This is a genomic window from Syntrophaceae bacterium, assembly GCA_013177825.1.
Lineage (GTDB): Bacteria > Desulfobacterota > Syntrophia > Syntrophales > PHBD01 > PHBD01.
The window spans coordinates 135,992-150,667 of the sequence record JABLXX010000004.1 but is presented as its reverse complement, the minus strand read 5'-3'; the positions used below and the strand labels follow the sequence as shown (position 1 = coordinate 150,667).

The window sequence follows — 14,676 nt, the reverse complement described above, 5'->3', positions numbered from 1 at the left end:
TCCTTCAGGTGGACTGTTGCGTCAGGCGTTCTTCGTCTTATCGAAGATGCCCCGCACGGACTGGATATCCTTCGTCTTGGGAGAGATCAGGGCGAGCTTTCCCTTCATGAACATGCTGATCCCCATTGCGGCATCGGAGAAGAGATCTCCCGACTTGAGCTTGTAGTTGACCGTCATCATCGTCTCGTTGATGCGGCCGTTGGAGCGAATGTTCGCCAGGAAGGCCTCGTGGAAATGGAGAACGTTCTTTTCCCGGGCCCCGACGCCGGAGGTGATGGCCATCTCGCGGAGTGCGTCCATCATGCGGGCGATGTCCACCTCGTTCGGGCAGCGGGTAATGCAGGTCTCGCAGGACGCGCAAAGCCAGATGGTGGAGCTTCCCAGTACTTCCGCCTTTTTGCCCAACTGGATCATCTTGATGATCTTGTTCGGGTTGTATTCCATGACGGAGGCCAGGGGGCAGCCGGCGGTGCACTTCCGGCAGTGATAGCATCGCTGGATGGGGACCCCGTGGATTTTTTCGTTCACTTCATCGAGAAATGTCTTCATGTCCTCTCCGTTCGTCTCGAAATCTTCGGTCAGCGGCCGTCCCCGAAGGATCCGACCGGCGCCTCTCCCATTTCTCTACGGGTTGAAAATAAAATCGTCCTTGTCGTGTTCGCTGTAGGTCGACAGCGGCGGAACGTCTTCCATCGAGGAGCCGACCCGGTTGTTGAACATCTCGAGGCAGTCCTTGTCGAGTTTCTTGAGGAACTTTCTCAGATCCACTCCCATGGGGCAGACGGACACGCAGGAACCGCAGTCCACACAACGTCCCACCATGTGATAGAGGCGCATGAACTGGAAGACCTGGGTGTCGGTGGCGTCCTCGCCGATTCCGACCCACTGGGGCTGGCTCTGGTCCATGAAGCAGACGGCGCAGTAGCAGGACGGGCAGGCCTGACGGCAAGCATAACAACGGATGCACTTGGCCATCTCCTTCTCGAAGTAGGCCCAGCGCTCCTCGATCGGCAGGTTTTCGAAGGCCGTCACTTCCTCGTATTCCCTATCGGCGTCCATGGGCGCGGCGTTCTCTCCCAGCATCACGTCCGAGATGACCGGGTTGTTGAAGCGGCAGGTGATGCAGCAGTCCGCCAGGGCATCCTTCAGGGCCAGTTTCTTTTCGCCGGCGGGCGTTTTCACGGTGATCGAGTCGCCGGCGACGGTTGCTTCGAGGACCTCCTCGCCGCCGAGGGCCGCCGCGAGCTTTTTGCGTTCCACGTATCCCGTACAGGGCACGCCGAGGATCACGACCTCGTCCCGATTGTACTGTCTCTCCTGGAGACACAGGACGATGGACCGGCTCGTACAGCCCCGGGCCACCACGCCGACCACCTTCTTCTTCCGGTCCTCCGGCTTGACCCGCTTCTGCGCGTTCCGGTGCTGGGAGATCAGGTCATGGACGAACTTGGCGAGGTTCTGGGTGCAGAAGGAATTCCATACCAGCTTCTGAGCTTCTTCCGGAAGGGTGATGAAACAGGGGGTCGCCGTTGCGGGCAGTGTTCCCGCCTCGTAGCCGACGATAACATCCACCTTCTTCTCCTCCAGGAGTCTACCTGCCTCTTCCCGCAGCTTTTTCTGAATGTTTTCCACTTTGTTCGAGTCCTCGTCTTCGAGTTGAATACGAAATTTCGTCTGGCAACCTACGCCCCGCGAAAGCGTTTCCGGATCGGGCTCTCCCGCCGGGTGCTCCCGATCCGCCGGGACGGCTCACAATGGCTCAGAGCTTCTTCGCCAGCTTGTTCGCCGGCCCGAGGGCGGTCACCCGCTCCGTTACCCCCTTGATGACCTTGGCGAACCGTTCCCCTTCGGAGGCGGATACCCAGGTAAAAATGGTCCGATCTCCCTCCAGGCCGATGTAGGAGAGGAAACGTTTCAGTGTGGCAAATTTCCGGCGGGCCGAAAGATTGCCCGACAGATAGTGGCATTCACCGGGGTGGCAGCCGGAAACCAGAACGCCGTCGGCCCCTTCCTGAAGGGCCTTCACGACGTAGAAGGGGTTGATCCGTCCCGTGCAGGGGACGCGGATGATGCGAACGTTCGGAGGATACTGGATCCGGCTGATCCCGGCCAGATCCGCCCCGGCGTAAGTACACCAGTTGCAGACGATGGCCACGATTTTCGGCTCCCAGTTTTCCTTGGCTTGCTGTCCAGACATATCGGCTCCGTTTCTGTTGGGATTAATTCAACCGCGTATCCGCGCCGCCGGTTACAGGGCGGCGATCTGCGCCAGCACCTCTTCGTTGTTGAAACCGTTGAGGTCTACTGCGTTCATGCGGCAGGAGGCCGTGCAGACCCCGCAGCCCTTGCAAAGGACGGTATTGACCGCCGCGCATCCTTCGGCAAGATCCACGGCGATGGCGCTGAAGGGACAGTTGACCTCGCAGAGCCCACAGGCGGCGCACCGCTCTTTGTTGACATAGGCCGTCTTGCCCTCGGCCTCGATGAAGTCCTTCGTCAGGATCGTGCAGGCCCTGGAGACCGCGGCGTTTGCCTGAACGATCGAATCCTCGCTCAGTTTCGGCGCATGGGCCATGCCGCACATGAAGACGCCGTCGGTGGCAAAATCGACCGGGCGGAGCTTCACGTGGGCCTCCAGGAAGAATCCGTCCTGGTTGGTCGGCACCTTCAGCATCTTGCCGATTTCTTCATTCTCCGGATTCGGAACAGTGCCGACGCTGAGCGCCAGGAGATCCGTCTTCAGTTCCACCGTCTCGTTGAGGATGGGATCGAGCAGCCGGATCACCAGCTTGTCCCCCTCGGCCCTCACTTCGGGTTTCCGGTCCTCGTCGTAGCGGACGAACTTGACATTCAGCTCCCTGGCCTTCTTGTAGAAGTCTTCCTTGAGACCGAAGGTCCGGATGTCGCGGTATATGACCGTGACATCCTTCTCCGGGTCCATTTCCTTGAGCTTCAGGGCGTTCTTGATCGCCTCGGAGCAGCAGTAGCGGCTGCAGTAGGGCCGCTCGGGGATGCGGGAGCCCACGCACTGGATCATCGTGACGCTCTTGGCTGCCGCGGCCTTTGCATCCTTCTCCGCGATCAACTTCTCCAGGTCGCGCTGGGTCAGCACGCGGTCAGACTGGCCGTACAGGTATTCCTTGGTCTCCAGCTCATAGCCGCCGGTGGCCACGACGACCACGCCGTGCTCGAACTGTTCTTCTCCGTCCCGGGTGGCGACGGTGGTTTTGTAGTTGCCGATGAAGCCCTCGATCTTCTTGATCTCCGTCCCCGTATAGACCTGGATCAGCTCGCTCTTCTTCACCCGGTCGATCAGGCCGGCCAGGTGCTTCTTCGTGTCCAGCCCCTCGAGGGTGTAGTAGAGGCTCGCGTAGTTGCCGCCCAGGGACGGCTTCTTCTCGACGATGTAGGACTTGAATCCCTGGTCCGCAAAGGAGAGGGCCGCCGTAATGCCCGCGAGCCCTCCGCCGATGATGAGGACGTTCTTGTTGACGCCCAGCTGTCCCGGCTTCAGGGGCTTCAGGAACTGGGCTTTGGCGATGGACATTCTGACCAGGTCCTTGGCCTTCTCGGTGGCCGCCTCGGGCTCGTGCATGTGGACCCACGAATCCTGGTCCCGGATGTTTGCCATCTCGAAGAGGTAGCGGTTGAGTCCCGCCTTCTCACAGTTCTCCTGGAAAAGACCCTCGTGGGTCCGGGGGGAGCAGGAGGCGACAACGACGCGCGTCAGGTTCTGTTCCTTGATGACCTCGCCCATCTTCACAGCCGTGTCCTGGGAACAGGTGAAGAGGTTATCCGTGGCGAAGACCACGTTGGGCAGGGTCTTGGCGTACTCAACGACTCCCGGAACATCGACCACGCCGCCGATGTTGATGCCGCAGTGGCAGACGAAAACGCCTGTCCGGGGACCGACCCCGCGGATGTCCGTCTCCAGAGGCAATTCCTCCTCGGTGATCATCGTTCCGCGGCGTTCCGACAGGAGACCGGCGGCGCATGCCGCGGCGCTCGATGCTTCCATGACCGTCTCGGGGATGTCCTTGGGACCGCCGAAGGCACCGCAGACAAAGACACCGTTCCGGCTGGTCTCGACGGGATTCTCAAGGGCGGTCCGGCAGAATCCGTGCTCTTCGAGGTCGATCCCGAGGGCCTTGGCAAGCTTCGCCGCCTCCGGGGGAGGTGTCAGACCCACCGAGAGGACCACCATCTCGAATTCTTCCTCGACGAGTTTGCCGTCCTCGGTGACGTACTTGAGGAGCAGGTTCTTGGACTGCTGGAGCTCTTTCACGCTGGAGGGCATGGAGCGGATGTATCGGATCCCGTATTCGTTCTTTGCCCGGTTGACGAACCGGTCGAAATCCTTTCCATGGGCCCGGATGTCCATGAAGAAGATCGTCGGCTCCAGTTCCTTGGCGTGCTCCTTGCCGATGATGGCCTCCTTCGTAGCGTACATGCAGCACACGGAGGAGCACCAGCTGTTACCGCAGGAGGTGTCCCGGGAGCCCACGCACTGGATGAAGGCGATCTTCTTGGGCTCCTTGCCGTCGGAGATGCGCTGGACGTGGCCGAAGTAGGGACCCGAGGCGGAAAGGATCCGCTCGAACTGGATGGCCGTCACGACGTTCGCGTAGGTGCCGAAGCCGTATTCCCCACGGATGGAGGCGTCGAAGGTCTCGAAGCCCGGGGCGGCGATGACGGCGCCGACCTCGATGGTCTCTTCCTCAAATGTATCGTCATGCTTGATGGCGCCGGCGATGCAGGCGTCGACACACTGGTAGCACTCGGAGCAGATGCCGCAGGCCAGGCAGCGCTGGGCTTCCCGGACGGCCTCCTCCTCGCCGAAGCCGATGCCGACTTCCTGGAAGGTCGTCCGCCGCTCGTCGGGCTTCATGTGGGGATATTTGACCCGGGGGGCCTTTGGAACGGCGCTCACGTCGGCCTTGTCGGCCAGATCCTTCGTCCAGTCCTTGGCCCGGCCCGCCGCCATGTCCTCGCCTTGGAGATACCGGTCGATGGACACCGCCGCTTCCTTCCCGGCAAAGACGGCCTTGACGACCGTCTGGGGTCCCGTGACCACGTCGCCACCGGCGAAAACGCCGGGGACGTTCGTCGCGAAGGTGACCGCGTCGACGTCGAAGTTCTTCCATTTGTTGATGGAGATGCCGCTCTCGGCAGGCACGAAATCAAGGTCCGCCTCCTGGCCGATGGCGGGAATCAAGGCGTCGCAGGGGACGATGAACTCGGAGCCCTTGATCTCGATGGGCCGCCTGCGCCCGCTGGCGTCGGGCTCGCCAAGTTCCATCCGGGTGCACTCGATGCCCGTGACCTTGCCGCCTTCCCCCACGACCCGCTTGGGGGCCACGAGGAATTCCATCTTGATGCCCTCTTCCAGGGCCTCTTCGATCTCCTCCGGCGAGGCGGGCATTTCGGCCCGGGACCGGCGGTAGAGTATGAAGACGTCTTTCGAGCCCGTACGGATGGCCGTCCGGACGGCGTCCATGGCGACGTTCCCGCCGCCGACGACGGCGACCTTGTCGCCCAGGAAGACTTTCTCGCCCAGGTTCACCCGCTTCAGGTAATCGACGCCATGGATGACGCCCTGCATGTCTTCCCCGGGGATGTTCAGCTTGCTGCTGTTGACGGTTCCGCAGCCGATGAAGACGGCATCGAAGTCCTTCTGGAGCTGGGCGAAGGGGAGGTCCTTGCCCACGGGTCTGTTCAGGTGGATCTTGACCCCCAGGTCCTCGATGACCTTGATCTCGGCCTTCAGGACATCCTTGGGAAGCCGGTACTCGGGAATGCCCACTGCCAGCCAGCCGCCGGCGACGGGGAGGGATTCGAAGACCTCGACGTCATAGCCTTCGGCGGCCAGGTAGTAGGCGCAGGTCAGGCCGGCGGGGCCGGCGCCGACGACGGCCACCTTCTTGCCCTTGCTCTCCTTCTTGTCGGGGATGTAGCGGGTCTCGTCCTTCAGGTCGAGATCGGCCACGAACCGTTTCAGGTGCATGATGTCGATGGGCTCGTCGACTTTGCCTCGCATGCAGGCGGTCTCGCAGGGATGGTTGCAGACCCGGCCGCAGACGATGGGGAACGGGTTGTCTTTTTTGATGAGCTTCAGGGCTTCCTTGAATTTCCCCGTGGCGATGAGGGCGACGTAGCCCTGCACGCTGATGTGGGTGGGGCAGTTCGCCTTGCAGGGGGAGGTGCCGAGCTTGTCGATGGCGAAGCCGCTGGGAATGGCCTGGGGAAAATGCCGATAGGTGGCCTTCCGCTCGCTCAAGTTTTCGTTGAAGTCGGAAGGAACGGAGATGGGGCAGACATTGGCACAGTCGCCGCAGCCGGTGCACTTGGAGAGGTCGACGAACCGCGGCGCCTTCGTCATCCGGACCTTGAAGCGGCCCGGCTCACCCTCTACGGATTCTACGGTCCGCCGGGTGAGAATCTCCACGTTGGGATGGCGGCCCACTTCCACCAGCTTCGGGGAAAGGATACAGGCAGAACAGTCGTTGGTGGGAAAGGTCTTGTCCAGCTGGGCCATGACGCCGCCGATGCTGATGCCTTTTTCCACCAGATAAACTTTCAAGCCGGAGTTTGCCAGATCCAGGGACGCCTGAATGCCGGCGATTCCGGACCCCACTACCATGACCGCACCGATTTTTTCGCTTGATTGAGCCACTGGACACCACCTCGGGATATCTCAGAATGTTTTCGTCCGTCCCGTCATTCCACCCAGGATTATCGATCAGAACGCGAATCGGGCAGATATGCGGACCTTGCGATGAAACCGCTCTTACGACCGCCCCCGTTGGAGGGAGGCGTGATTGGACCGTGGAGCCGCTACCACGATTAGGGCGTCCTGTCAAGTCGATTTCACCCCCCTATGGAATCCATGACACACCCCGCAGAACAAGAACAACCACTTGCAACATAAAGGGTTTTTTGTTACATCCCCAGTGCGCGCCGACCACCCGCGGGGGTCTCCGGAGAGGCCCTCAACGCTCACCGTTCGCTCGGCAGGGACCATGACGGAAACGCCTCAAAAACACCATCACCCTGAAAATTACCTCGTCCGAGCCATCTCCGACGACGGCGGGGTCCTGGCCCTGGCCTGTGTCACCACGGATCTTGTCGCCCGGTCCGCCCGCCGTCACGGGACGTCTCCCGTGGCCGCCGCCGCTCTTGGCCGGTCGCTCACGGGCGGGGCGCTCCTGGCGTCCCTTCTCAAGGAAGGCCAGGGACTGGCCCTGAAGTTCGAAGCCGACGGCCCGCTGGGGAAGATCGTCGTGGAGGCGGAACGGGACGGCAGCGTCCGCGGCTATGTCCAGAACCCGGAGGCCGATGTGCCGGACCGGGATGGAAAGCTGGACGTGTCCGGCGCGCTCGGGAAAAACGGCTTCCTGACGGTCCTGAAAGACCTCGGCCTGAAGGAACCCTACCAGGGCATCGTTCGCCTCCGTTCCGGGGAGATCGCTCAGGACCTGGCCTATTACCTCCTGGAATCGGAACAGATCCCCTCCGCCATCGCCCTTGGCGTTTACGTGGAATCCAACGACCGAGTGTCCGCCGCCGGGGGGTTCCTGGTCCAGTCACTCCCCCCGCCGGATCCGGAGTCGGTGGAACGCATCGCTTCCCGCCTGGAGGCGATGCTTCCCGTAACCGCGCTTCTCCAGGAAGGAAAGACTCCGGAAGACCTGCTCCGGGACATCTTCTCCGAAATCCCGTTCCGCATCCTGGAGACCCAGCCCCTGACCCTCCGGTGCTCCTGCAGCCGCAGCCGGATCGAACGGGTCCTGTTGAGCCTGGGGGCCGACGAGCTCAAGGCGATCCTCGACAATCCCGGAGAGGCGGAAGTGAACTGCCATTTCTGCCGGATCGCCTATCGATTCAACCGGGAGGAACTGGCGGGGCTGATCAGGCGCCTCGCCTGACGGGTTTGCCCCGGATCCCTGCCCGCGGCGAAGACCGCCTGGTCGCGGAACGGCGGGATCACGGGCTTTCTTTCCTGAAGAAAAGGAGGCTGCCATGAAAATCGACCGCATCGAACTTTTCCACGTCGCCGTCCCCCTTCCCAAACCGTTCTGGCCGTCCTGGATTCCCGGCTATCCCCAGACGGTGAACCGCTTCACCCTCATCCGCCTCACCACCGACGGGGGTCTCCAGGGCCTGGCGGCGGGCATGGCCTTCGAACGGGAGCGGGAGGGCCTGGGCGGGCTCATCGGCCCCTATCTGATCGGCCTGGACCCGACGGACATCGACTTGGTCCGCCGGCGTCTCCGTGAAATCAGCTATCTGGGCTGGCGGAACTACTGGATCGAAGCGGCCTGCTGGGATATCCGGGGCAAGATGGAGAGAAAGCCCGCCTGGGCGCTTCTCGGCGGCACGGACAACCGGCCTGTCGCTGTCTACGCCTCCACCGGCGAGGTCCACCCCCCGGCGCAGCGGACCGAGGAGGTGCTCCGCCTCCGGGAGATGGGATTCCGGACGGTGAAGCTCCGGGTCCACGGCGCCACCCTCACGGAGGACGTCGCCCAGGTGGAGGCGGTACGTCGGGCCGTGGGAGAATCCATGGAGATCGGCGTCGACGCCAACCAGGGATGGCCCGTCACGATCATCGAGAAGCCTCCGGTCTGGGATCTCGAGCGGGCGACCGAGTTCGCCCGGGCCTGCAGAGACCTGGGCGTCTCCTGGCTTGAGGAGCCCCTGGACATGTACGCCTGGGATGAACTGGCGGAGCTCCGCCGCCGCTCCGACGTTCCCATCGCCGGAGCGGAGCTAAACGCCGGCTGGCAGGAGTACAAGATCATGCTGGAGAAGGGGAGCTTCGACATCTACCAGCCCGACGCCACCATGGGCGGCGGCATCGGCGACTCGAAGAAGGTCATGGACGCCTGCGCCGCCCAGGGCCTGGACTTCAGTCCTCACACCTGGACGAACGGCATCGGCTTCCTCGTCAATCTCCAGCTTTACGCCGCGGGCCCCCGGAAACACCCTCTCGAGTACCCTTACGAACCTCCCGCCTGGATCCCCGAGTACCGCGACGGGATCCTGGCGGAACCGATCCGGGTCTCCGCCGACGGCACCGTTCCGCTGCCGGAGGCCCCGGGCCTCGGCATCGTCCTGGACGAGGACAGGCTCGCCCGCTACGGGGAGAAGTTCTTCGAGATCACCCCCGGGGGGATCGCCGCGAAGGCCATCCGGGAGAAGGGTCTCCTCACGGCCCTCAAGCTGGCCATGAAGAAGGGAAAGTAGGGTTGCTCCCCATGAAGGCAATGTTCCTGAAGGGTATATCCCGTTTCACCGAAAATCGAAGTCCCCTGGCGTTTGCAGAGGTTCCCACGCCCGTTCCGGGAGAAGGCGAGGTCCTTCTCCGGGTCTCCGCCTGCGGTGTCTGCCACACGGAGCTGGACGAGATCGAGGGACGGACGCCACCGCCCCGCTTCCCCGTCATCCCCGGCCATCAGGTGGTGGGCCGCGTCGTCGGGCGTGGATCCGGGGCGGAGCGGTTTCCGGTCGGAGAACGGGTCGGCGTAGGCTGGATCTACCGCGCCTGCGGCCGCTGTCCATTCTGCCTGGAGGGAAACGAGAATCTCTGCCCGGACTTCGAGGCAACGGGACGGGACACCGATGGCGGGTACGCCGAATACATAACCGTTCCGGAGGCTTTCGCCCATCCCCTGCCGCCGGCGTTTAACGACGTCGAGGCGGCTCCCCTCCTGTGCGCCGGGGCCATCGGCTGGAGGTCCCTCCGGCTGACAGGCCTGCGGAACGGTCAACGGCTCGGCCTCACGGGATTCGGCGCCTCGGCCCACCTGGTTCTCCGGCTGGTGCGGCACCGCTACCCCGACACCCCCGTCTTCGTCTTCGCGAGGAGCGAGCGGGAGCGGGCCTTCGCCCGGGAGCTGGGCGCCGTCTGGGCGGGGGATACGGCCGATACGGCCCCGGAACGGCTCGACGCCGTGATCGACACGACCCCCGCCTGGAAGCCCGTCGTGGAGGCCTTGAAAAACCTGGCACCGGGGGGCCGCCTGGTGATCAACGCGATCCGCAAGGAGGAGGGCGACAAGGAGGTCCTCCTCGCCCTCCAGTATCCCGAACATCTCTGGATGGAGAAGGAGATCAAAAGCGCGGCCAACGTGGCCCGCCGGGACATCGCGGAATTCCTGGCCATGGCGGCGGAGATCCCGATCCGGCCGGAGGTGCAGGCCTACCCGCTGGCGGAGGCGAACCACGCCCTGTCGGAGCTGAAGGAAGGAAAAATCCGGGGAGCGAAGGTACTCGTGACGGGGGGATAAAGGACGGGCCTGCAACCGCGGCAGCGGAAAAATCCGGCGTCCCGGCACAGGGACGGGCCTTCATCCTGCGTTCGCCGCTGAAACGGCCGAGCGGCGGATGAGACCGGCGGTGACGGCGGCGGCACTGGTCTTCGTGGATTCGAAACCGGCGTCCGCTAGGGCTCTCCGTTTTCTTTCTTCTTGCGGTGGTCCCGGACGGCGATGAAGACGTAAACGCCCACGGCCGCCCCCAGCGAGACAACCAGATTCACCAGTCCGCTCTCGATCCCGATGACCCGCTCGCAGAGGAGCCAGACCAACAGGTAGGTGACGGCCGTCAAGATTTCCTGCATTTCGGAACCTTCCCTCCCCGCGTGGATTCCTGCGGTCTCCGCCGATGATTCCTCACCGCGAAGACCGGGTGTGCCTGGACGATTAGTATGGCCGTATACCTATCCATCTCCCAAAATACAATGAAAAATTCCCCCGGCTTGCGGCATAATCGGGCATCGTCCCGTGAATTCGCGCCATTCCGCCTCCTCCTGCAGGAGAGGCATTGAACCGGGCCTGTTTTTTTTATGGTCGGGCGGCCCAGGCAAGCCTTGCCCGGCCGAGGGCCCTGCCGAAACAGGCGACTGCGTTCGACAGGGGCGACACCGGATCCCGGCGGAAGAGATAGATCCGCTCCACCCCCAGACGGGCCGCGTTTTCGGCCACAATCCGGTGCGCCTCCGCCGGGGCGTCCGCCGGGGCGTACAGATGGATGGGGATGCCCAGCCCCTGCACGGCCCGGATCCGTCCGAGAGCGTCTCCCAGGCCGCCCGGTGTCCCCGCCTCGCCAAGCGGCATCATCACCCGGATGGCGCGGACGGGAAAGGAACGTAACTGTTCCCGGAACCCCGGATCCTCCGGCAGCCAGCTTCCCGTGGTCCAGAGGCGGATATCCATGCCCGGGGGAACGCGGCCAAGGATGCCGATCAGATCGGCCCGGAGCAGCGCGTCCCCGCCGTAGAACTCGATGCTCCGGTAGTTCGGGTCCACGGCCTGAAGGTCGCGGATCACCGCCTCGGCGGGCCTGCGCGACGGCCTTCCGGCGGCATCGCAGCCGCGGCAGTCCGGCGGGCAGGGGGCGCCGAGATCCACCTGGTTTTTCGAGGCAACGGGATAGAAGGGACGTCCCGTGCCCATCGGCCGGATGTGCTCCTCGATGTAGTCGGGATTCCGCATCGGGCAGGTGTCGCCGCCCAGCCGAACCAGCGGATGGGACTGCATCCGCTCGAACACCTCTACGACTGATTCCCGGGTCGCATCGCCAAAGACGAGGGGAAGGTACGGGCAGGGGGCGATCCAGCCGTTGCTCATGATGTGGCAGAAGATGTTCTTGGCCGTGCACTTATTCGTCTCTCCCAACGGCGTTCCCGGCGTGTGAACGTAAATGTGGGGGGCGTACTCCGGGGCGATGCAGGCGAAGAGATCCCGCTCCCGGCGGGCCGCAAAGGGAGTCCCGTCTGGATGGGCCGACCGGCCGGAAAAGCGGGGCAGGAGGAGCCGCACCTTTTCGGCCCCCTTCGCCAGGACGAAGGCCATGAACCGGTTCATGGCACCGCCGGTGAAGAATTCGGCCGTCTGCGGCACGATGGAGACATGCACGGCCATGGAGGTCGCCGCCCCCAGCTCCAACGCCCGGACGGCCCGCTCGAAGCTCCCCGCCCTTCCCCTCCGCCGGTCATGCTCCTCCGGGCGGGAATCGTCCAGGCTGAGGTAGATCTGGTTCAGGCCCGCCGCTTCCAGCTCCCGGACGAAGGCCCCGTCCAGGAGCCAGCCGTTCGTCTCCAGGGACATCATGAATCCGGAGGCCTTTCCGCGCCGGATGATCTCGAACAGGTCCTTCCTGAGCGTCGGCTCGCCGCCGAAGAGATCCACCACCAGGCAGCCGGCCAGCCGGAGGTCCCGGAAGACATCGTCGATCTGCTCCAGGGTCAGCTCGCCGGGCATGACGTTTCTGAGCTCCGCCACCCCGCAGTGTTGGCAGCTCAACTGGCACCGGTTGGTCAGGGTGAGTTGGACGACCTTGATGAGCGGCAGGGCCATGTCAGGCACCCCGATCCCGGCTGACGTTATAGGGCAGATCGCAGTCGAAATCCCGGATCACCACCCCCCGCCCCCGGGCGTTCACGAAGTCCGAGGCGGCGTCCAGCCGCCGCAGCGCCTCCTCCGGCGGGACCTTCGGCTCCAGCCGGGCCGCGGGAGTCCCCCGGTTGTCCGAATAGTGGAGAAAGTACGTGTCGCGGAAGGCGTCCGCCAGGGCCAGGGACGCCCGGAAGTCCTCCCGGGTCTCCGTGGGAAAATTGATGAGGACATGGGTACAGAGGAGCGACCGGGGCGCGATCTCCCGGAGCCGTCGCACGCGCTCCACGACCCGGCCGATGGGATAGCGCCGGTTCATCAGGTCCAGGATGCGCTGCGAGCCCGACTGGAGCGGGATGTTCGCGTAGCGGATGCGCCCGGTGGCAAAGAGCGGCGCCAGATCGTCGAAGCGATCCTCCACGAAGGATGGGAACACGTAGCTCAGCTTGAGCGACAAGCCGCCGTCCAGCCCGAGGAGCCCCCCGATCAGATCGACCAGGTCGCTCCCGATGTCCCGGCCGTAGCTGGCGCAGTCATCCGCCAGCAGGGCGAATTCCCGCACGCCTCGTTCGAGCCCGCTGCGGGCCCGGGAGAGGATCGACTCCACGGGCACGCTCGACAGGCCTCCCTTCGCGCGGCGGATGTTGCAGTAGGAACAGGCGTTCACGCATCCCTGGCCGATGAAGAGGAAGGCGTCCTGCGGACCGAGGTGCTGTCCCGGCAGGAAGAACTCCGGCGGCAGGCGGCTCGCCGCGGCCGCCCGGACAGGGATCCGGTTTGGAAAATGCGTATCGAGAAGGTCCAGGTCCTTCGGCCCGACGCACAACACCCCCTCCGGATCGAACGGGGTGTCCGGCAGGCCGGCCAGGCAGCCCAGGAGAACCACGCTCTTCCCCTTCCCGTGACTCCTGGCCGTCTCGAGCGCCGCCAGGGACGTGCCGATCTTTCCCTCCGTGACGCAGCAGGAGTTCACGAGGATGATCCCGGCGTCCCGGACGTCCCGCACCAGGGGGTGGCCGTTCAGGAGGAAGAAGCGGACCGCCTGGGTAAAGAGGTATGCGCCGGGGGCGCAGCGCCGGCTCGGGTTGAAGACGAAGATGCCGGGCTTCGGGGCCGCTGCGGGATCAGGCATAGGGCACCACGAACGAGGCGAGCTTTCCTTCCGCCACCAGTCGCCCCAGGTAATCCGCTTTTGCCTGCCGGTCGGCGTCGTCGCACCGGGAGGCCAGGGCCGCCGCCCGGGTCACCCGGTTTCCACCATAGCCGATGAAGACGGAGTGATCGAAGAGTCCGGCGAAGGAGACGCTTTCCGCAAGCTCCTCCCAGGTCTCCGTTGGGAAGGCAAAGATGAAGTGGGAATAGACGAAGACGCCGGGATCGAGGGCACGGAGCCGGAGAACCGCATCCGCCAGGCGGCCGGGGTCGTAGCGGCGGTTCATCAGGTCCAGGATGCGCGGGGATGCGGATTGGGCGGGCAGGCAGACGTAGGGGATGCGCCCGGCGGCGAAAAACGGTGCCAGCCGGTCGGCGTATTGCAGGAACAGGGCCGGGAACACCGTGTAGAGCTTGATCCGGAGGTCCGGGGCGATCCTGCAGATCCGGCCAAGCAGCCCCGGAAGGTCGTCGTCCCGGTCGAGGCCGTAGGAGCCGCAGTCGTCCGCGAGCAGGGTCACGGTCCGGACGCCCTGATCGTACAGTTCGCGGGCATCCGCCTCGATCTCCTCCGCCGGCCGGCTACGGACCCGCCCCTTGGCCAGCCGGATGCTGCAGTAGCTGCAGTCGTTGACACAACCTTGGGAGATCAGGAGGTAGCGGTCATCCGGCCCCATGCGGGGCTGGTAGGGACGGTGCCCTTCAAGACGGGAGACGTGGACGGTCTCGAAAGGAACGCGCGCCCCGACGAGGGCGTCCAGTTCGGCGCTCGCTCCGTACGGGATGAACCGGATCCGGGCGGCCTCCCCGCCGAGGCACGCCTGCAGTTCCCCGGGAAAGGCCGCCAGGCAGCCGAAGACAACGAAATGAGCCAGCGGATGGCTGTGCATCGCCCCGGCGATGGCTTCCTCGCACCGCCGGCGCATCCAGTCGGTCACGACGCAGGCCCCCACAAACACCAGGTCCGCCTCCCTCTCGCCACCGGCCCGGTGGCCGTTCAACTCGAAGTAGCGCCGGGCCCGGGAAAGAAACAGGGCGTTGTTCTCGCACCCCGGGTGAAGGTTGACGATCCGGACGTTCATGGCTCCCTCGAAAAGTAGGTCAGATTATTTTGCACTGCAACATAGAA

General features: G+C 64.2%; 11 protein-coding genes. 3 read left to right on the top strand and 8 right to left on the bottom strand.

Annotation, left to right across the window (positions count from 1 at the left end; genetic code table 11):
• Positions 1-21: 21 nt before the first annotated feature.
• The 4 genes from HPY65_10170 to HPY65_10155 all read right to left on the bottom strand — a co-directional run bounded on the left by HPY65_10170 (position 22) and on the right by HPY65_10155 (position 6,640).
• Positions 22-549: a 4Fe-4S dicluster domain-containing protein gene (locus tag HPY65_10170; GenBank protein NPU84842.1), complete on the bottom strand. Its 528-nt coding sequence runs from the start codon at positions 547-549 to the stop codon at positions 22-24.
• A 75-nt stretch (positions 550-624) separates the two neighbouring features.
• Complete coding sequence (locus HPY65_10165) at positions 625-1,632, bottom strand: 4Fe-4S binding protein (protein ID NPU84841.1); 1,008 nt, start codon at positions 1,630-1,632, stop codon at positions 625-627.
• 127 nt (positions 1,633-1,759) lie between these two features.
• Entirely contained in the window at positions 1,760-2,197 is a 438-nt protein-coding gene (locus HPY65_10160) for a hydrogenase iron-sulfur subunit (GenBank protein ID NPU84840.1), read from the bottom strand.
• A gap of 51 nt (positions 2,198-2,248) precedes the next feature.
• Entirely contained in the window at positions 2,249-6,640 is a 4,392-nt protein-coding gene (locus HPY65_10155) for an FAD-dependent oxidoreductase (protein NPU84839.1), read from the bottom strand.
• Positions 6,641-7,019: 379 nt separating this feature from the next.
• On the opposite strand from HPY65_10155, the gene hslO reads away from it, so the two are divergent.
• The 3 genes from hslO (at position 7,020) to HPY65_10140 (ending at position 10,289) form a co-directional block, all read left to right on the top strand.
• The gene (gene hslO, locus HPY65_10150) at positions 7,020-7,925 is read left to right on the top strand and encodes an Hsp33 family molecular chaperone HslO (GenBank protein NPU84838.1); all 906 of its coding nucleotides are present in this window, start codon (positions 7,020-7,022) and stop codon (positions 7,923-7,925) included.
• Positions 7,926-8,019: 94 nt separating this feature from the next.
• The gene (locus tag HPY65_10145; GenBank protein NPU84837.1) at positions 8,020-9,246 is read left to right on the top strand and encodes a mandelate racemase/muconate lactonizing enzyme family protein; all 1,227 of its coding nucleotides are present in this window, start codon (positions 8,020-8,022) and stop codon (positions 9,244-9,246) included.
• Between the two features lie 11 nt (positions 9,247-9,257).
• Complete coding sequence (locus HPY65_10140) at positions 9,258-10,289, top strand: zinc-dependent alcohol dehydrogenase family protein (GenBank protein NPU84836.1); 1,032 nt, start codon at positions 9,258-9,260, stop codon at positions 10,287-10,289.
• A gap of 155 nt (positions 10,290-10,444) precedes the next feature.
• Here the strand turns inward: HPY65_10140 and HPY65_10135 are convergent, their stop codons facing one another.
• The 4 genes from HPY65_10135 to HPY65_10120 form a co-directional block, all read right to left on the bottom strand.
• Positions 10,445-10,621 carry a hypothetical protein gene (locus HPY65_10135; GenBank protein NPU84835.1) on the bottom strand — a complete coding sequence of 59 codons (177 nt, stop codon included), beginning with the start codon at positions 10,619-10,621 and terminating at the stop codon, positions 10,445-10,447.
• A 223-nt stretch (positions 10,622-10,844) separates the two neighbouring features.
• Positions 10,845-12,359: a radical SAM protein gene (locus tag HPY65_10130; GenBank protein ID NPU84834.1), complete on the bottom strand. Its 1,515-nt coding sequence runs from the start codon at positions 12,357-12,359 to the stop codon at positions 10,845-10,847.
• A 1-nt stretch (position 12,360) separates the two neighbouring features.
• Positions 12,361-13,527 (bottom strand): radical SAM protein, encoded by a 1,167-nt coding sequence (locus tag HPY65_10125; protein ID NPU84833.1) that lies wholly within the window; start codon positions 13,525-13,527, stop codon positions 12,361-12,363.
• Entirely contained in the window at positions 13,520-14,629 is a 1,110-nt protein-coding gene (locus HPY65_10120; protein NPU84832.1) for a radical SAM protein, read from the bottom strand. The genes HPY65_10125 and HPY65_10120 overlap by 8 nt, the downstream gene beginning before the upstream one ends.
• Positions 14,630-14,676 lie beyond the last annotated feature (47 nt).

Bases quoted from the DNA above. Each gene is read 5' to 3' on its own strand.
- HPY65_10170 (NPU84842.1), bottom strand. From the start codon at position 549: ATGAAGACATTTCTCGATGAAGTGAACGAAAAAATCCACGGGGTCCCC.
- HPY65_10160 (NPU84840.1), bottom strand. From the start codon at position 2,197: ATGTCTGGACAGCAAGCCAAGGAAAACTGGGAGCCGAAAATCGTGGCC.
- HPY65_10155 (NPU84839.1), bottom strand. From the start codon at position 6,640: ATGGTAGTGGGGTCCGGAATCGCCGGCATTCAGGCGTCCCTGGATCTG.
- hslO (NPU84838.1), top strand. From the start codon at position 7,020: ATGACGGAAACGCCTCAAAAACACCATCACCCTGAAAATTACCTCGTC.
- HPY65_10145 (NPU84837.1), top strand. From the start codon at position 8,020: ATGAAAATCGACCGCATCGAACTTTTCCACGTCGCCGTCCCCCTTCCC.
- HPY65_10140 (NPU84836.1), top strand. From the start codon at position 9,258: ATGAAGGCAATGTTCCTGAAGGGTATATCCCGTTTCACCGAAAATCGA.
- HPY65_10135 (NPU84835.1), bottom strand. From the start codon at position 10,621: ATGCAGGAAATCTTGACGGCCGTCACCTACCTGTTGGTCTGGCTCCTC.
- HPY65_10130 (NPU84834.1), bottom strand. From the start codon at position 12,359: ATGGCCCTGCCGCTCATCAAGGTCGTCCAACTCACCCTGACCAACCGG.
- HPY65_10125 (NPU84833.1), bottom strand. From the start codon at position 13,527: ATGCCTGATCCCGCAGCGGCCCCGAAGCCCGGCATCTTCGTCTTCAAC.
- HPY65_10120 (NPU84832.1), bottom strand. From the start codon at position 14,629: ATGAACGTCCGGATCGTCAACCTTCACCCGGGGTGCGAGAACAACGCC.